The sequence below is a fragment of the Mesorhizobium sp. B2-7-2 genome (assembly GCF_006440775.1).
Classification (GTDB): domain Bacteria; phylum Pseudomonadota; class Alphaproteobacteria; order Rhizobiales; family Rhizobiaceae; genus Mesorhizobium.
Map to the genome: position 1 here is coordinate 48,727 of NZ_VFTZ01000017.1, position 15,806 is coordinate 64,532.

The following is a 15,806-nucleotide window of genomic DNA, read 5'->3' on the forward strand; positions in this document are numbered from 1 at the left end:
TCATACCCCTAGCACCTCGTGCAGCTTATCGGTGTGCGCGGTCAGCTGGCCGACGGCAAAACCCTCCACCACCTTGCCGTGCTCCATCAGGTAGAAGCGGTCGGCGATGCGGGCGGCGAAGCGGAAGTTCTGCTCGACCAGCAGGATGGTCATGCCGCGCTTCTTCAGCGTCGCCAGCAACTCGCCGATTCGCTGGACGATGACGGGCGCCAGGCCCTCGGTCGGCTCGTCGAGCAAAAGCATCTCGACGCCGGTCCGCAGGATGCGGGCGATGGCCAGCATCTGCTGCTCGCCGCCGGACAGCTTCGTGCCCTGGCTGTTGCGGCGCTCCTTGAGATTGGGGAAGAGCTTGAAGATTTCTTCCACGCTCATACCGCCCTTGGCCACGACGGGCGGCAGGATGAGGTTCTCATCGACGGTAAGAGTGGCGAAGATGCCGCGCTCCTCCGGCACGAAGCCAATGCCCTGATGCGCGACGCGGTGCAACGGCAGGCGGATCAGGTCCTTGCCGTTGAAGGTGACGGAGCCCGTGCGCTTACGGATCAGGCCCATGATGGCGCGCAGCGTCGTCGTCTTGCCGACGCCGTTGCGGCCAAGCAGCGTCACGGTCTCGCCGCGCATAACGTCGAGGTTGACGCCATGCAGCGCATGGCCCTCGCCATACCAGGCGTGGAGGTCGCGCACGGCAAGCAGCGGCTCACTCATGCTCGGTTCCCATGTAGGCGACGCGGACGCGCTCGTCCTGGCTGACGGCGGCGTAGTCGCCGGCGGCGAGCACCTGGCCGCGCTGCATGACGGTGATCCAGTCGCAGAGATCGGCAACCACGGTGAGGTTGTGCTCGACCATCAGCACGGCGCGGTCTTTTGCCAGCGAGCGGATAATGCCGGAGATCGTGCCGACGTCCTCATGCCCCATGCCGGCCATCGGCTCGTCGAGCAGAAGCACCTTCGGTTCGAGCGCCAATGTGGTCGCGATCTCCAGCACGCGCTTGCGGCCGTAAGAGAGATCGCCGGCGAGACGATGCGCCGTGTCATCGAGGCCGACGATGGCGAGCAGCTCGCGTGCCCTTGGCGTCAGCCGATCCAACGCCGAGACCGGGCGCCAGAACTGGTAGCCCAGCCCGCTTGGACGCTGCAGCGCCACGCGCACATTGTCGAGCACGGAGAGATGCGGAAAGATCGCCGATATCTGAAAGGAGCGGACGAGCCCCATGCGCGCCACTTTGGCCGGCGGCGTGCGGGTGATGTCGGTGCCGAGCAATTCGATCCTGCCGCTGGTCGGCTGCAGGAATTTGGTCAAGAGATTGAAGATGGTAGTCTTGCCGGCGCCGTTCGGGCCGATCAGCGCATGGATCTTGGCGTGATGGACGTCGAGGTCGACATCCTTCACCGCGACGAAGCCGGCGAAGTCGCGCCTGAGGCCGCGGGCGGAAAGCACCACCCGCGGCATCTGATCCGTGCTGTCCGGGCGGACAGCGGTGGCTGTGTCGAGCGTCACTTGGCGGCGAGCGGGCAGCCGCTGTCCTCGGCCTTCATGAAGGCCTTGTCGCCCGGAATGGTCGCCAGATAGGTGTAATAGTCCCAGTCCTTCTTCGACTCTTCCGGTTTCTTGACCTGATAGAGATACATGTCGTGCACCATCGAGCCGTCGGCCTGCACCTTGCCGTTGGCGGTGAAGACGTCGTTGACCGGCATTTCATGCAGTTCCTTCGCCACCGCCTCGGTCTCGTCGGTGCCGGCCTTGTCGATGGCCTTCAGGTACTGCGTCACCGCCGAATAGGTGCCGGCCTGAATCATGTTCGGCATGCGGTTGGTGCGCTTGAAGAAGCGTTGCGCGAATTCGCGGCTCTTGTCGTCGCGATCCCAGTAGAAGCCTTCGGTCAGCACCACGCCTTGCGCCGCCTGCAAGCCCAGCCCATGCACTTCGGCGAGCGTGAAAAGCAGCGCGGCGAGCCGCTGGCCGCCGGCGACGATGCCGAATTCGGCTGCCTGCTTGATCGAGTTCGACGTGTCGAGGCCGGCATTGGCGAGCCCGACGATCTTGGCGCCGGAGGACTGCGCCTGCAGCAGGAAGGAGGAATAGTCGGTGGAGCCGAGCGGATAGCGCACTTCGCCCAGCACCTTGCCGCCGCTCGCCTCGACCAGCTTGGCGGTCTGGTCCTTCAGCGAATAGCCGAAGGCATAGTCGACGGTGATGAAATACCAGCTGTCGCCGCCCTGCTTGACCAGTTGGCCGCCGGTGCCGACCGCTTGGGAGTGGGTGTCGTAGGCCCAATGGAAGCCATAGGGCGAGCACTGCTTGCCAGTCAGGTCGGTGGAAGCCGCGCCGGTGACGATGTCGATCTTCTTCTTTTCCTTGGAAAGCCCCTGGACGGCCAAGGCTACGGACGATGTCGTGAGCTCCATGATCGCGTCGACCTGCTCGGTGTCGTACCACTGGCGCGCGATGTTGGAGGCGATGTCGGGCTTGTTCTGATGATCGGCGCTGACGATCTCGATCGGCACGCCCTGCACCTTGCCGCCGAAATCATCGACCGCCATCTTGGCGGCCTCGACCGACCACTTGCCGCCGAAATCGGCATAGACGCCCGACTGGTCGTTCAAGATGCCGATCTTGACCTTGCCGTCGGAGATTTCGCCAGCCGCGGCCGGCATTGCGGATGCCGCAAGGAGCGCGGCCGAGACGAGACAGGATGCTTTCACTGGTGGTTCCTCCCATATGGCAGCCACGGGGAACGCGGCTGCCTCGCGATGGTTCAACAGTTCCTTCGGATTTTTGGATTGGAGCCTCGATCCCGCTCTGCCGCTCCTCCTCCGGCGGGCCTTCCTGTTTGCGGGCTGGGCCACAGCGTGCCTTGGGTGCACGAGCGCGAGCCTAGCACCACATGTCGCAGGCCGAGAATGCTATTTTCGTAGCATGGAGGATTGCCAGGCAGCCTGGGCGGCTACCAATCAGGCTCTATTGCAGAATCCTCGGAAAGCCCAAGCGATTTTACCGGCAGGAGCGTGCGGATCGCAGCTTCTCTAAGAGGAGCGGGAAAAGCCTTGAGATAGTCGCGGTCAAGTGGAAGCTTCAGGTAGTTGTGAGAAATCGCCGCAGCCACCTCAGCCTGCTCGCGATCGCGGGTGGCCTTGACCGCGGACCGGTCGGGCCGCCTCGCGAGCCATGCCTTGTGAAGCGCAAATATCCTGGGGTCGACAGTCGGTATCCTTACGGGATAGCCGCGCTCATCGATGGCGATTGCCTCGGTCTTGGGCGCATTGATGAGCCATTGCAATCCGTCCATCGGGGCACCGTCGAGATCATCGGCAAGCGGCGTTATCGACGTCGGGGCATTGTCCTTGAGGACATTTCTCGTTTGCGGTCTAATGAGATCGACCAGATAACCATCCCGGTTTGTCGCCCTGAAGGCTCTGGGCTGGAGTGGCTTGAAGGACTGGTCCACTTTGCGCAATACACCGATCAACCCGGATTGTGTTATCTTCTCGCCGGTCACGAAGCTGATCCGGCGGCGCGAGTCAAAGAGCAGATCGATGTCTCCGGTTGCCGTGAGGCCGCTCGCGATCTGCACACCTGCCAACGCCTCGTAGGCGAACAGGGCATTCGTGCCGACGACAACCAATTGTCGTCCAAGGAGGTTCGTTTCGGCGCAGCGTCGCAATATCCGGGCAGCTATAGCCGGCACCCGCCCCAAGCCAATTGCGACATTGATCTTGGCAAGGCTGTTCAAGTGATCTGACAGGCCGGCCAGCAGGTCCTTGTTCCGTTCCCTGCCCTCGGAGAAAGCCGAAAATGATCTTTCCGTATCCTCGCTTCTGGGACCTAGCGAGCTTTCGGCTTGGCCGATCTTGCGCAGCAGGTATTCGGCGCCGTTCCGCTCAACCCAGCGCATGCTGCCCCGGAAGCGCCTTTGGTGCTCTTCGTTGGCGCCGAGCCAGCTCTCATAGACCTGCTGGGTATCTATGAGTTGGCGGCGCTGTTCATTTGTCAGCTCCCTAAGCATCCGTTTTCCACTCTACCGAGCCATTCCTAAATTAATAGTGGAAAATCGTTAAATAACAATGCCTTGCTTGCCATTTTCCACCATCACTCTCGAATTCCGCCATGATAGTGGAAAAATGCTTGAAAACAATAGCTTAAATCGTTTCCTATGAAACGACTTTCGCGATTGTCCTTTCTCACCAAGGCAGTCTTTTGCAGTCATGAAAAAAGCCGCCGGTCGGACCGTCGTCGCGCAAGGTCGCGGCCCAGACGATGCCGGCGGCGCCAGACACAATCCGGAAACAAGATTCAACAGTCGGGAAAAACTCGCGAAAAAAACTGGTGTCATAACGGTACCCGCAGCAGCCGACCACTCCGGCGCGCGACAACAGACATTGATCCGAACCCAAGGAATGCCGATTATGAAAAAGACCTTTCTTTCCGCACTCGGCCTCGCCGTCGCTCTCGCTTTCGCGGTGCCCGCCGCCAACGCCCAGACCACCACGACGAACACCGCTCCGGCGACGAGCACCACTGCTCCTGCCGCGACCACGGCTGCCCCGGCCGCTAACGAGACGGCGAAGGCCGGCGCCAATGGCCCGCACAAGAAGCTCAGGAAGCATCACCGTCATCATGCTCGCAAGCATCATCACGTGAAGAAGCACCACGTGCGCAAGCACCATGTGAAGAAGCATGTTGCGAAGCAGGCCGCATAAGGCCTAACGCGTTTCGACCTTCATGACCGGATGATCCGGGACCGCTTGCCAAGGGTTCAGGATCATCGCTTCCCGAAAACGCCGCCCTCCCTCCCGGGCGGCGTTTTTGCTTGCAGACCTAGTCGGGCAAACCGGCGACCATTTCGGGATCATGCCTTACTTCTTCTGCGGGTGGATGGTCTCGCCGCGCTTCAACATCGCCACCAGATCAGCGATCTTCTTCTTGCGGCCGGCCTCGGTCCTCATGTTGTGGACGCGGAAGGCGAGCGCGAAGCGGTTCTGTGCCGAAAGCTTGCCCAGCATCGCTTTCGCCTTCGGCTCGGCATCGATCGCAGCCTGCAGGTCGGGCGGGATGGTCATCTCCTTCGATCCGCCATAGGCGCGGTCCCAGCGACCGTCGGCCTTGGCCGCCTCGACCTGATCGAGCCCATGCTTCGTCATGCGCCCCGCCTCGATCAGGCGCGCGACATTGTCGATGTTGATCTTGCTCCAGATGCTCTTCCTGCCGCGCGGCGTGTAGCGCTGCAGAAAACTCTTCTCGTCGAGCGACTTGCGCACCGCGTCGATCCAGCCGAAGCAAAGCACGACGTCGATCGCCTCTTTCGGCGTGATCGAGGCGAGACCAGAACCAACCTTGTGGATCTTGATCCAGACTTCGCTTTCGCGGGCATGGTTGTCGGCAATCCAGGCATGGAAGCTTTCGGCATCCGGGAATTCGTGCACCTTGTCCGGATCGAGCTTGATGGGGGCCATTATCACCTCGTCATTTCATCACGCCAATGTGGATGATTCTGCGACGGTTGTAGCGACGGCTGGTGCCAGTTTCTGTCAGCACGCGCTATACGGCTTGATCCGAGGGATTCCCGTTCGCGACTTGAACCACCGGCCGAAAACTCCCTTGTTTTCAATAACTTGGTAAACTCCACACTTCTGTTGACTTCTACAGATGTGTGGAGTACGCTATCCTTTATGAACGCAAACGAATTCCGGCGCTGGCTCGCCAAGGAGGGATGCACCTTTGAAACCCACCGCGGTGGGAGCGGTCATCTGACTGTCCGTTTTAAGGACAAAGTTTCCCAGTTGCCAATGCATGGTGGCGGCAAGGAGCTTGGAACGCGTTGGTCGAGAAGATCAAGAAGGATTTGGGCCTGAAATAGAGGAGATAGTGTATGTGGTATGAACTCGCCTTCACGCCCGACGACAACGATACCTGGTTGGTTACGGCACCTCAGTTCGACGAAGTCGCGTCCTACGGCGCCACCGATGAAGAAGCTTGCCGCAATGGGCGCAATGCAATCGAGGAGGCCATCGCCGCCCGGATTGCGCACGGGGATGATATCCCTTTTCCGCTCAAGGAAACCAAGGGCAAGGGATGGTTCGTGGAGGTTCCGGCGCTCGTTTTCCTGAAGTCGGCCCTATACATGGCCCTGAGGGAAAAGGGCTGGAGCCGGGCGGATCTGATGCGCGAGTTGAAATGCCAGCGCGAACATGTCGATCGGTTGTTCCGGCTCGATCACAACTCGCGACTCGATTCGCTCGAGGAGGCATTCAAGGCGCTCGGCCACCCGCTGCGCTTCGACATGGAGTTCCACAAGGCCGCCTGACTTTCGCAACGAAAGGGGGCGGCCGCCGACCTCGCCATCGGACGCTCCGATACCACTATCGGTTTGTTCCGTTTCCGCTTCGCGCCAGGGTCTGCCAAACCTCCTCCATGCAAAGGAAAGGCATGGACATGGAGAAGCAAAAAATCCTGATCGTCGGCGGCAGCTCGGGCATGGGGCTGGCGCTCGCCAGGCGCTGCCTCGAGGAAGACGCGCACGTCGTCATCGCCGGGCGAGGCGAAGCGAAGCTGGGCGCGGCGCGGGAAGAGCTCGGCCAGCCGGGCACGCTCGAAACAGCTGTGGTCGATATCAGCCGCGAGGATGAGGTCGCCGCACTGTTTCAGCGCGTCGGCAGGGTCGACCATATCGTCAGCACGGCGGCCGACATCGACGGCGCCTACCGGCTGTTGCCCGAGATCGAGCTTTCAGCCGCGCAAAAGGTGGTGGAAAGCAAGTTCTACGGGCCGCTTTTACTCGCCAAGCACGGCGCGCTGAAGCTGCCGTCAGCCGGCTCGCTCACTTTCGTCTCGGGCATTGCCGCCCACCGGCCGGCGGCGCGCGGCTCGGTCGTCGCCGCCGTAAACGCCGCCTTGGAAGGGCTGGTGCGGGCTTTGGCCGTCGAACTGGCGCCGATCCGGGTCAACGCCGTCTCGCCTGGCTGGGTCGACACGCCGATCTGGGAGTTCGTCGCCGGCGACAAAAAGGACGACACGCTTGCGGCGATGGCGAAACGACTGCCGGTAGGTCGGGTCGGAAAGCCGGAGGACATCGCCGACGCAATCCGCTTCCTGATCGGCAACGGCTTTACGACGGGAGAGACGCTGCATGTCGAGGGCGGGCACCGCCTGGTGTGACCAAGGCGAAGCCCTCCCCTACGGCCGTGAGCAGTGCCTTAAGCGCCGGCGGCTGGACGCGCCGGCGGCGCCAGATCATCACCACGTCCGCCGAGCGGACCGGCCCAGGCCAGGCAAGCTCGGACACCTCGCCGCGATCGATCGCGGCGGCGACCGCCAGCCGCGGCACGAGGCCAAAGCCGGCGCCTGCCGCCACCAGCCCGGCGATGGCGTCGATGCTGCCGGCTTCGGCGGCGAGGTTGGGATTGCCGAGGCCGGCCTCGGCGAACGCCTTATCGACCATGGCGCGGTAGACGCAGCCGGTCTCGGTGGCAACGAACTGCTTCTCGGCCAGCGCCACCAGATCGACATCCGCCCGGTTGTCGCCGGGCGGCGCGATCAGCGCCAGCGGCTCGGCCGCCACGAGGCGTCTGGCAAAGCGCGGGTCCGGCTCACCGGCATTGGATTGCTCGAAGCAGAAAACGACGTCGATCTCACCGTCGCCCAGCCGGCGCAGCAACTCGCCGCTGCCGGCGATCCGGAGCTTGATGTCGATGCCGGGATGATCGGCGCGAAAACCAGCAAGCCATGGCGCCAGCCTTGCCGCGGCGATCGTCTCCAGCGCGCCGATCGACAGGCCGCCGCCCGCCTCGGCGCTGGTGGCATCAATGGCGGCGCGGGCCTCGTCGGCAAGCGCCAGCAAATCCTCGGCATAAGGTTTCAATGCCTCGCCGGCCGGCGTTAGGGTGAGCCCCTGTCGCGAGCGGGTGAAGAGGCTGGCGCCAAGCTCGGTTTCCAGCGCCTGGATCTGGTCGCTGACGCTCGACTGCGCGAGATTGACCTCCCGCGCTGCGCGCGTGACGTTGCGGGTACGCGCGACCGCCAGAAAGGTCTTCAGCAACCTGGGATGCATCGGCGCTCCAAGCTTACTGCAGCTGCGGCTTCTTCAGGAAGGAATTGCGGTCGGCGGATTTGATGCGCAGCCAGGTTTCGCGGCCGTCGCGCACGACGCGCAGCGGAATTTCAGCGCCGGCCGGGTTCTGCCAGAGTTTTCTGTAGAAATCGGCCAGACCATCGACTTCGCCGTCGCGCACATCGGAGATGATGTCGCCCTGGCGCAGGCCCGCCTGTGCGGCCGGGCCGCCTTCGGCGACGCTCATCACCACCACCATGCCATTCGACTCGGCCGAGAAGGCGCCGAGCCACGGACGCGGCGCCTTCGCCGCCTGGCCGCGCTTGATCAGATCGTCGAGGATCGGCGTCAGAAGATCGATGGGCACGACCATGTTGATGTCGGCCACCTCGCCGGCGCGGCTCATCTGCAGGCGCAGCGAGCCGACGCCCAGCAGCTTGCCGGCGCGGTCGAACAGCGCGGCGCCGCCCCAGGACGGATGCGCGGGCGCCGTGAAGATCGCCTCGTCGATCAGATACTCCCAATAGCCGGCGAATTCCTGCTTGGTCACGATGTGGGCATCGACCTGCTGGCCGATGCCGTCGGCGAGCGTCACGGCGTCGCCGATCTTGGCTTTCCTGGCATTGCCGAGCTGGACCGCCGGCAGGCCGAGCGGCGACAGCGCCTGCACGAGCCCGAAGCCGGTTTCCTGGTCGTAAGCCAGCGCATGCGCCGCCACCACACGGCCATCCTGGTCGGTCAGCCACACTTCCTCGGCCTCGGTGATGAGATAGCCGATGGTGAGCACCAGCCCATTGTCGCGGATCACCACGCCGCTGCCCTCGCGGCGCGTGCCCAGCGCATTGGCGGTGAAGGCGTCGTCCGGAACCGTGGCGCGCACGGCAACGACGGAGCGCGAAATTTTCTCGATGGTCATCGATCCATCCTGCATTGCGGGTCTCTGCCTATAAGTATGGCCAAAGGAGCGCCGTGCAAGGGCGGATTTCCCCTCGCCCAAGCTGGCATAAGCGCTAGTTCAACGAAGATTGAACTTTTTTCTTTGACGCGCGCGGAACCGCACCTAAGTCTATCGGCATCCGTGTCAGATGCCCGCCCTTCACGAAACGCAAGGCCTTCAACATGAACCAATACGTCCCGCCGAAAGTCTGGACCTGGAACAAGCCGAATGGCGGTGAGTTCGCCTCGATAAACCGGCCGATCGCCGGCCCCACGCATGACAAGAAACTGCCGGTCGGCAAGCACCCGCTGCAGCTCTACTCGCTGGCCACGCCCAATGGCCAGAAAGTGACGATCATGCTGGAGGAGCTTCTGGCGCTCGGCCACAACGGTGCGGAATACGATGCCTGGCTGATCAAGATCGGCGACGGCGACCAGTTCGGCTCGGGCTTTGTCGAGGTCAATCCGAATTCGAAGATCCCGGCGCTGATGGACCATAGCGAGCCGAAGCCGGTGCGCGTGTTCGAATCCGGCTCGATCCTGACCTATCTCGCCGAAAAGTTCGGCGCGTTCCTGCCGACCGAACGCGCGGCGCGCGCGGAAACCTTCTCATGGCTGTTCTGGCAGATGGGCTCGGCGCCTTATCTCGGCGGCGGCTTCGGCCATTTCTATGCCTATGCGCCCGAAAAGATCGAATATGCCATCGACCGCTTCGCCATGGAGACCAAGCGGCAGATGGATGTGCTCGACCGCCGGCTGGCGGAGAGCGAATATCTCGCGGGCCCCGATTACACGATCGCCGACATTGCGGTCTGGCCCTGGTATGGCGGGCTCGCCAAGGGCCGCAGCTACAGCAACGCCGCGGAGTTCCTGTCGGTGCATGAATACAAGAACGTGCAGCGCTGGGCCGACGCGATCGACGCTCGGCCGGCGGTGAGCCGCGGCCGCATGGTCAACCGCATGTCCGGCGATCCCGCCTTCCAGCTGCGCGAGCGCCACGACGCCAGCGACTTCGAAACCAAGACGCAGGATAAGCTGCAAGCGGCGGAGTGAACTGCTAATCTCCCCCCTCGTGGGGGAGATTGGCTGTCGCCAGCGCCCCGCTACCTCCCATATGTGTACGTCACGGTCGCCTGGCCGAGCGCAGAGCTCTTGGCGGCGACCGAGATCATCTCCGGCAAGGGGCTGGCCGGCATGCGCAATGTCTTTTCACCCAGCGCATAGAGCGTAAAGACATAGTGATGGTCGCCGCTGCCGGGCGGCGGGCACGGGCCGAAATAGCCGGCGCGGCCGACGCCGCCTTTGCCCTGCACGGAGCCCTTGGGCATGCGCTTGCCGCCCTGCGCGCCAGCGCCCTCGCGCAGGCCCTTGGCGCTCGCCGGGATGTTCCAGGCCAGCCAGTGCCAGAAGCCCTTGCCGCCATTGGCATCGGTGTCGAACATGGTCAGCGCGTAGCTTTTCGTTCCGGCCGGCGGATCCTTCCAGGCAAGCGCGATCGAGACGCTCTGCCCGCCGCAGCCGGGCTTGTCGCCGAGATATTTCGCATCCCATTTGCCGTTCGATACCGACGGGCTGGAGATCTCGAAGGCCGCCGCCTGACCGGCGAAGGCGACAAGGGCAAGCATGGTGAAGCCGAGGCGCAAGGTCATCTGATCCTCCCTGAATGACGCAGCGTAGCCGAAAAGCGGCCCGAAAAAGGCTAGCTAGCGCGGCCTCCTGCCGGGACAATGAAAAAGCCCCGCCGGTGGAGGCCATCGGGGCTTTCGTTCGGACCGTAGAGGTGGGACCCCACGGCCGGGTCGATCCAGGGGGTTGGATCGGTCGCGACACTAGCCGAGGAATCGGGCGCGCGGACAATCACGCCTGCGCACGACCAATCACGCCTGCGCGAGTGGACGGCCGGCTGCTGATCTCCTCTTGAGGATCAGCCCCGCAGCAGCTTTGCCAGTCTCGGCACGCCTTCGCTCACCGCGCGGTCGTCGGCAAGCGTGAATGACATGCGCAGCGTGTTGCGGCCGGTGCCGTCGGCGTAGAAGGCGTTGCCCGGCACGAAGGCGACGCGCGCCTCCTTGATCGAGCGCGCCAGCAGTTCGGTGGCATCCGTGCCTTCCGGCAGCGTCAGCCAAACGAACATGCCGCCGTCCGGACGGCTCCAGGAAATGCCGGCGGGCATGTCGGCTTCCAGCGCGGAAAGCAGCGCATCGCGGCGCTTTCGGTAGGCATCGATCAGTTTTTCCACCTGGGCGTCGAAGATGGTTTCGGCGACGCGGTGCATGACCATCTGGTTGATCGAGGGGCTGTGCAGGTCGGACGCCTGCTTCATCAGCACCAGCTTCTCCACCACATGGCGCGGCGCGCAGACCCAGCCGACGCGCATGCCCGGTGACAGGATCTTCGAGAACGACCCGCAATAGAGCGTGCGCGCATGATCGATGCCGCCGGAGCGGGCGCAATCGAGCGCAAGGATCGGCGGTTCGCCCTCGCCGTCATAGCGCAGCGCGCGGTAGGCGGCATCCTCGATGACGGCGATGTCAATCTCGCCGGCAAGGTCGAGCACCGCCTCGCGCTGCTTGGTATCCAGAGTATTGCCGGTTGGATTGGCGAAATCCGGCACCAGATAGGCGAACTTCACCTTGCCGCCATTGGCCGCCGCTGCAGCGCGATAAGCCTCGGGCGTCATGTTGCCGCCGGCGGTGTTCAGCCGGTCGTAGCGCGGTTCGTAAGCGTTGAAGGCCTGCAGCGCGCCGAGATAGGTCGGCCATGTCACCAGCGCAGTGTCGCCGGGGGACAAAAAGAGCTTGCCGAGATAGTCGAGCGCCTGCTGCGAGCCGGAGGTGATGAAGATGTTGCCCTCGTCGCATCGAACGCCAAGCTTGCCCATATAGGCGGCCAGCCATTTGCGCAGCGGCAGGAAACCCTCGCTGACCTGGTACTGCAGCGCGGCGCCCGCCTCCTTGCCGCCCAGCACGGCCTGGTAAGCATCGGCGATGGCTTCGGCCGGAAACAGCGACGGGTCGGGAATGCCGCCGGCGAAGGAGATGATGTCGGGCTGGTCGAGCAGCTTCAACAGCTCGCGGATTTCCGAAGCCTTCATGCGCGACGAACGCGAAGCCAGAAGATTCAACAGGGTCAAGGCGCACCTCCCGCGGAGCGTATTCTATTTAGGTCAACCTAGCTGACCTATTACCAGGCTTTTTCACCGAGTTGAATAGCCCAGGTTCGAAGCGCGCGCAGGCCAATAAGCACCATGCATTCACTGAAACGTGACCGCCAGGAAATATCAGCGACATCTAAATAAATCGCTGTTGGTGATACTTATGACGTGCCCCAACTGTGGGGTTACAACGATGGGAGGTACAGGCCATGAAAACGAAGATCGCATTTCTAAGCCTATTGGCCGCGTCGGTCATCGCCGGCACGGCATTCGCCGGCATCCTCGACGAGCCGAAGATGATGGCTCCCTTCTTCACCGACAAGACCATGAAGACGATGAAGTCGGATGCCGATATGAAGAAGGCTTGGGCCAAGATGTCGAAGAAGCACCAAGCGGCGATGATGAAGGAATGCCAGGACGCGGCCATGAGCAAGCCGCATGCCGAATTCTGCGCCAAGCTGAACGCGCTGGCGGGCCACGCCTGACCGAGTTTCGACGGCAGGATGGCGGACCTGGAGAGGACCGCCATCCGCCTCAAACTCAAGAACATTTAAGCGACCGCGAATAGAAACCCGTTGCCTCGAAGCGCAAGCGGATGCAACCTCATTGGCGCGGACCGTCAAGAAGAAGAACATCGGTCCGGAACGGGAGGGGCAATGACGCTCGAGATCATCGGGGCCGGCTTTGGCCGCACCGGCACGTGGTCGACTTTCGCCGCGCTGAACAGGCTCGGCTTTCCGAGCTACCATATGCAGGAAGTCATCATCAACAAGGCCAACAAAGGCCATCTCGACTTCTGGCGCAAGGTGGCGAACAGCCCGCCCGGTGCGCAGCAGGATTGGAGCCGGGTCTTCGCCAATTATCGGGCGACCGTCGACAATCCGGGCTGCTGCGTATGGCGCGAGCTGATGGCCGCCTATCCGGAAGCCAAGGTGCTTCTGACGCTGCATCCGCGCGACGCCGAGGCCTGGTACGACAGCACCATCGACACGATCTACTTCACCGAGAATGTATGGCAGTTCAGGGTGCTAGAGTGGCTGACGCCGTTCGGCCGCAAGTTCGGCGACATGTCGCGCAAGCTGGTCTGGGGCCGAACGCTGAAGGGCGTGATGAACGACCGCGACAAAGCGGTGGCGCGCTACAATTCCTATATCGACGAGGTGAAGGCGGCGGTGCCGCCTGAGAAGCTGCTTGTCTTCAAGGTCAGCGACGGCTGGGCGCCGCTCTGCGATTTCCTTGGAGTCGCGATGCCCAACGAACCCTTCCCTAATCTCAATGACCGCGCCAGCATCAAGAAGGTCATCAACGGGATGATCGTGGGATCTTACCTGATGCTTGCCGGCGTGGCGGTCCTGATCGCGCTGGCCATCGGCGCCCTGTGGTGGTGGCTGGCGTAGCGGCCACCCGGATCGGCCTGCCAGGGCCGCGGCGCTCCGGCTCCGGCGGCCGCGCGATTAGAACGGCAAACGGATCTCGTCAGGCTCGGTCCTGCCAGGCCAGCCGATGTCCTTCTGAATCTCCGTCGGCAGCTCGCTAAGCTCGCGCGCCGTGCGGCGGCGCTTGCTGGCCTGCGCGAAGGCGGCGCGGATTCGGTTGAGACTTTTGAACATGAAAAACCTCCTAAATCAGCGGCGGAAAACCGGTGCCGCCTCTTCCCGGCGTCGCTTTTGCGATGCGTCTGTAACCGGTGGATTGCGCGCGAACGGTGAAATGCTTCACGAAGCCGGAACGGCTTGAAACATATGCATGCAAACTAATTGGGGGTCGGCCATGTGGCGCTGCGCAGGACGCGAGCCTGCATGGCCTGCAATGTCAAATGCTTACGCCTGTTGCCTTGCGCGTTGATTCACGTCCCCTGAGAGGGCCGCGCCTTACTCTGGCGCCTGCGAATCCGAATTGCTTGGCCTTGCGGTCTGCTCGGAAAGCCGGCCTTTGCGGACGAGCGTCGGCCTTGCGTATTCTTTCTTCATGGCTAAGTCCCCAACCTGCACGGAAACGTGCGGCACCGGCCCACAGGCTGTCAAGCGGAAGGCGACATCTCACTCGGCTGACCGGCCGGCCGGCCGATGGTGCAATCCGTCGAAAAGGAAGCCTCAGTCGTCGCCGCGCGGAGGCCAATGCGGCAAAGGATAGAACCTGTTTCACGCTTGCCTTCTCTCCTTGTGGAAGAAGGCAAGTTCAACGCCGCCATATACCGTTTTCGCGGAAGTTTCAGCGGGCGGCAAATGTGCCATGGTGAAGTCTGCGGTATGAGGCCGCCGTGGTCGACGCGGACGCCCAAGCACATCCCCAACAATGCGCCCCCAACGGCCGCGTCGACCATGACCGGAAACGCCAATGGCGACCGCGCCTTGGGTCGCCTTTTTTCGACCGGCCTCGCTTTCATTCAGCCGTGGGAGCCGGCGTATTCGGCGACCAGCGGCTCATATTCCTCGAAGGCGGGCAACGTCGCGTAGCTGTGCACGGCCGATGTCGCCGCCCAGGGCAATTTCTCACTGGTCCAGGTTTCGATGAAGGGCGCGAACCAGGCATGGTCGTCGAGCATGGTCGGGCGCAGGTTGACGAACCAGTCGATCCCTTCCGGCCGCGTGAACATCCAGGTCATGCAGTAGCCGCAGAAATAATGTCTCGAGGCGCCATGCAGGCCGCCGACCACCGGCTCGCCCTTCGTCACCCCGAAACCTTCCGAGGGGATCGCCGCGCTCAGCGAATAGGCGCTGGACGACATCGACTGGCAACCCGTGCAATGGCAGGCCATGGTGAGCAGCGGCTTTGCCGAGATTTTCAGGCGCACGCGGCCGCAGCGGCAGCCTCCTTCGGCGGGAAGAGTGAGGGTGGGCAAGATGGGCTCCTGGGGTTGGGGTTCTCCCTTCTCCCCTTGTGGGGTGAGAAGCGGTCCGCGCAGCGGACCAAAAGCCAATTGCTTGGCTTTTCGAGCTTCGAACGCCCTGAGCCTGCGAAGGGCGGGGCGGTGGATCGGCGCGTAGCGCCGAGACGGATGAGGGGTGTTCCAGCGGAGTGAGACGCTGGCATTCCCTGGAACACCCCTCATCCGGCCGCTTCGCGGCCACAAGGGGAGAAGGGGAAGGCGCGCTCAGCCTTCGATCAACTCCTCCGTCGTTGCCATCCGCACGCCCTGCCCCGCGAAAGCCTTGTTGTGGCGGGCAATGATGTCGGATGCCTTCTCCTCCAGTGAATCCAGCGTCGAGTGCGCGTCGGAGACCACGGTGACGCCGAGACCTTCGGCAAAGGCGCCCTTCACGGTGGCGGCGACGCAGAAATCGGTCTGGGCGCCGAGGAGCACGACGTCCTTCGCGCCGTGTCCCGCCACCCATTCAACGAGTTCGGGATTCGAGAAGGCGTTGCCGACGGTCTTGCCGAAGGTCGGTTCGTCGGCGGCCTGACCGAGCAGCGGCCATACCGGCCAACCGGAAGCGCCCGGCGCCAGCGGATCGCCTTCCGGTCCGTCATGGCGGATGAACGCCACCTTGCGGCCGGAACGCCGTGCCCAGTCGATCAGCCGACGGGCACGCTCGGCGATCGTGTCGGCGTCATGGATCGGCGGATCGAACCGACCGTCGAACATGCCGGTCTGCAGGTCGATGACGATCAGCGGCGCGGCGGCGGAGGGGGCTGTGTCTGGCATGGCGCGAAGATAGCGTGGGTGGGGG

The 15,806-nt window shown here is 63.2% G+C and carries 18 protein-coding genes; 6 read left to right on the forward strand and 12 right to left on the reverse strand.

Annotated elements, in window-relative coordinates:
- The 4 genes from FJ425_RS21905 to FJ425_RS21920 form a co-directional block, all read right to left on the reverse strand.
- Positions 1-705 carry an ABC transporter ATP-binding protein gene (locus tag FJ425_RS21905; RefSeq protein WP_140631430.1) on the reverse strand — a complete coding sequence of 235 codons (705 nt, stop codon included), beginning with the start codon at positions 703-705 and terminating at the stop codon, positions 1-3.
- A complete protein-coding gene (locus FJ425_RS21910; RefSeq protein WP_140632042.1) occupies positions 698-1,450 on the reverse strand; it encodes an ABC transporter ATP-binding protein in 753 nt (250 codons plus the stop codon). Before FJ425_RS21910 ends, FJ425_RS21905 begins: the two co-directional genes overlap by 8 nt.
- A gap of 44 nt (positions 1,451-1,494) precedes the next feature.
- Positions 1,495-2,703: an ABC transporter substrate-binding protein gene (locus tag FJ425_RS21915; protein WP_140631433.1), complete on the reverse strand. Its 1,209-nt coding sequence runs from the start codon at positions 2,701-2,703 to the stop codon at positions 1,495-1,497.
- A 242-nt stretch (positions 2,704-2,945) separates the two neighbouring features.
- Entirely contained in the window at positions 2,946-4,004 is a 1,059-nt protein-coding gene (locus FJ425_RS21920) for a nucleotidyltransferase domain-containing protein (protein WP_140631436.1), read from the reverse strand.
- A gap of 199 nt (positions 4,005-4,203) precedes the next feature.
- Between FJ425_RS21920 and FJ425_RS31635 the strand changes: the two genes are divergently transcribed.
- Positions 4,204-4,698, forward strand: coding sequence for a hypothetical protein (locus FJ425_RS31635; protein WP_181164903.1), 495 nt, complete (start codon positions 4,204-4,206; stop codon positions 4,696-4,698).
- 156 nt (positions 4,699-4,854) lie between these two features.
- Here the strand turns inward: FJ425_RS31635 and FJ425_RS21935 are convergent, their stop codons facing one another.
- Complete coding sequence (locus FJ425_RS21935) at positions 4,855-5,451, reverse strand: YdeI/OmpD-associated family protein (RefSeq protein ID WP_140725976.1); 597 nt, start codon at positions 5,449-5,451, stop codon at positions 4,855-4,857.
- Between the two features lie 416 nt (positions 5,452-5,867).
- Here FJ425_RS21935 and FJ425_RS21945 point away from each other — a divergent pair, with 416 nt between their 5' ends.
- Positions 5,868-6,302 (forward strand): type II toxin-antitoxin system HicB family antitoxin, encoded by a 435-nt coding sequence (locus FJ425_RS21945; RefSeq protein ID WP_140725979.1) that lies wholly within the window; start codon positions 5,868-5,870, stop codon positions 6,300-6,302.
- A 122-nt stretch (positions 6,303-6,424) separates the two neighbouring features.
- Positions 6,425-7,153 (forward strand): SDR family oxidoreductase, encoded by a 729-nt coding sequence (locus tag FJ425_RS21950; protein ID WP_140725982.1) that lies wholly within the window; start codon positions 6,425-6,427, stop codon positions 7,151-7,153.
- Here FJ425_RS21950 and FJ425_RS21955 read toward each other — a convergent pair.
- Complete coding sequence (locus tag FJ425_RS21955) at positions 7,104-8,045, reverse strand: LysR family transcriptional regulator (RefSeq protein WP_140725986.1); 942 nt, start codon at positions 8,043-8,045, stop codon at positions 7,104-7,106. The two genes, FJ425_RS21950 and FJ425_RS21955, sit on opposite strands and share 50 nt — an antisense overlap.
- 13 nt (positions 8,046-8,058) lie before the next feature.
- Entirely contained in the window at positions 8,059-8,961 is a 903-nt protein-coding gene (locus FJ425_RS21960) for a S1C family serine protease (protein WP_140543066.1), read from the reverse strand.
- Positions 8,962-9,164: 203 nt separating this feature from the next.
- Between FJ425_RS21960 and yghU the strand changes: the two genes are divergently transcribed.
- Positions 9,165-10,034, forward strand: coding sequence for a glutathione-dependent disulfide-bond oxidoreductase (gene yghU, locus FJ425_RS21965; RefSeq protein WP_140725991.1), 870 nt, complete (start codon positions 9,165-9,167; stop codon positions 10,032-10,034).
- Between the two features lie 50 nt (positions 10,035-10,084).
- On the opposite strand, the gene FJ425_RS21970 is transcribed toward yghU, so the two are convergent.
- Both FJ425_RS21970 and FJ425_RS21975 read right to left on the reverse strand, forming a co-directional pair.
- On the reverse strand, positions 10,085-10,630 hold the full coding sequence (locus tag FJ425_RS21970) for a YbhB/YbcL family Raf kinase inhibitor-like protein (protein WP_140725994.1): 546 nt from the start codon (positions 10,628-10,630) through the stop codon (positions 10,085-10,087).
- 275 nt (positions 10,631-10,905) lie between these two features.
- The gene (locus tag FJ425_RS21975; RefSeq protein ID WP_181176006.1) at positions 10,906-12,075 is read right to left on the reverse strand and encodes a PLP-dependent aminotransferase family protein; all 1,170 of its coding nucleotides are present in this window, start codon (positions 12,073-12,075) and stop codon (positions 10,906-10,908) included.
- A 269-nt stretch (positions 12,076-12,344) separates the two neighbouring features.
- On the opposite strand from FJ425_RS21975, the gene FJ425_RS21980 reads away from it, so the two are divergent.
- Complete coding sequence (locus FJ425_RS21980; RefSeq protein WP_140543070.1) at positions 12,345-12,620, forward strand: hypothetical protein; 276 nt, start codon at positions 12,345-12,347, stop codon at positions 12,618-12,620.
- Positions 12,621-12,791: 171 nt separating this feature from the next.
- Entirely contained in the window at positions 12,792-13,532 is a 741-nt protein-coding gene (locus FJ425_RS21985) for a sulfotransferase family protein (protein ID WP_140725999.1), read from the forward strand.
- Between the two features lie 57 nt (positions 13,533-13,589).
- Here FJ425_RS21985 and FJ425_RS21990 read toward each other — a convergent pair whose 3' ends face one another.
- From FJ425_RS21990 to FJ425_RS22000, 3 genes are all read right to left on the reverse strand, one after another.
- Positions 13,590-13,745 carry a DUF1127 domain-containing protein gene (locus FJ425_RS21990; RefSeq protein ID WP_140726002.1) on the reverse strand — a complete coding sequence of 52 codons (156 nt, stop codon included), beginning with the start codon at positions 13,743-13,745 and terminating at the stop codon, positions 13,590-13,592.
- A gap of 776 nt (positions 13,746-14,521) precedes the next feature.
- Complete coding sequence (locus FJ425_RS21995; RefSeq protein ID WP_140726005.1) at positions 14,522-14,977, reverse strand: GFA family protein; 456 nt, start codon at positions 14,975-14,977, stop codon at positions 14,522-14,524.
- Between the two features lie 252 nt (positions 14,978-15,229).
- On the reverse strand, positions 15,230-15,781 hold the full coding sequence (locus FJ425_RS22000) for an isochorismatase family protein (protein ID WP_140726008.1): 552 nt from the start codon (positions 15,779-15,781) through the stop codon (positions 15,230-15,232).
- Positions 15,782-15,806: the final 25 nt, after the last annotated feature.

What these genes read in the sequence shown, in the direction of transcription:
- FJ425_RS21905 (WP_140631430.1), bottom strand. Translation starts at nt 705, where the DNA reads ATGAGTGAGCCGCTGCTTGCCGTGCGCGACCTCCACGCCTGGTATGGC.
- FJ425_RS21910 (WP_140632042.1), bottom strand. Translation starts at nt 1,450, where the DNA reads ATGCCGCGGGTGGTGCTTTCCGCCCGCGGCCTCAGGCGCGACTTCGCC.
- FJ425_RS21920 (WP_140631436.1), bottom strand. Translation starts at nt 4,004, where the DNA reads ATGCTTAGGGAGCTGACAAATGAACAGCGCCGCCAACTCATAGATACC.
- FJ425_RS31635 (WP_181164903.1), top strand. Translation starts at nt 4,204, where the DNA reads ATGAAAAAAGCCGCCGGTCGGACCGTCGTCGCGCAAGGTCGCGGCCCA.
- FJ425_RS21935 (WP_140725976.1), bottom strand. Translation starts at nt 5,451, where the DNA reads ATGGCCCCCATCAAGCTCGATCCGGACAAGGTGCACGAATTCCCGGAT.
- FJ425_RS21945 (WP_140725979.1), top strand. Translation starts at nt 5,868, where the DNA reads ATGTGGTATGAACTCGCCTTCACGCCCGACGACAACGATACCTGGTTG.
- FJ425_RS21950 (WP_140725982.1), top strand. Translation starts at nt 6,425, where the DNA reads ATGGACATGGAGAAGCAAAAAATCCTGATCGTCGGCGGCAGCTCGGGC.
- FJ425_RS21955 (WP_140725986.1), bottom strand. Translation starts at nt 8,045, where the DNA reads ATGCATCCCAGGTTGCTGAAGACCTTTCTGGCGGTCGCGCGTACCCGC.
- FJ425_RS21960 (WP_140543066.1), bottom strand. Translation starts at nt 8,961, where the DNA reads ATGACCATCGAGAAAATTTCGCGCTCCGTCGTTGCCGTGCGCGCCACG.
- yghU (WP_140725991.1), top strand. Translation starts at nt 9,165, where the DNA reads ATGAACCAATACGTCCCGCCGAAAGTCTGGACCTGGAACAAGCCGAAT.
- FJ425_RS21970 (WP_140725994.1), bottom strand. Translation starts at nt 10,630, where the DNA reads ATGACCTTGCGCCTCGGCTTCACCATGCTTGCCCTTGTCGCCTTCGCC.
- FJ425_RS21975 (WP_181176006.1), bottom strand. Translation starts at nt 12,075, where the DNA reads ATGAAGGCTTCGGAAATCCGCGAGCTGTTGAAGCTGCTCGACCAGCCC.
- FJ425_RS21980 (WP_140543070.1), top strand. Translation starts at nt 12,345, where the DNA reads ATGAAAACGAAGATCGCATTTCTAAGCCTATTGGCCGCGTCGGTCATC.
- FJ425_RS21985 (WP_140725999.1), top strand. Translation starts at nt 12,792, where the DNA reads ATGACGCTCGAGATCATCGGGGCCGGCTTTGGCCGCACCGGCACGTGG.
- FJ425_RS21990 (WP_140726002.1), bottom strand. Translation starts at nt 13,745, where the DNA reads ATGTTCAAAAGTCTCAACCGAATCCGCGCCGCCTTCGCGCAGGCCAGC.
- FJ425_RS22000 (WP_140726008.1), bottom strand. Translation starts at nt 15,781, where the DNA reads ATGCCAGACACAGCCCCCTCCGCCGCCGCGCCGCTGATCGTCATCGAC.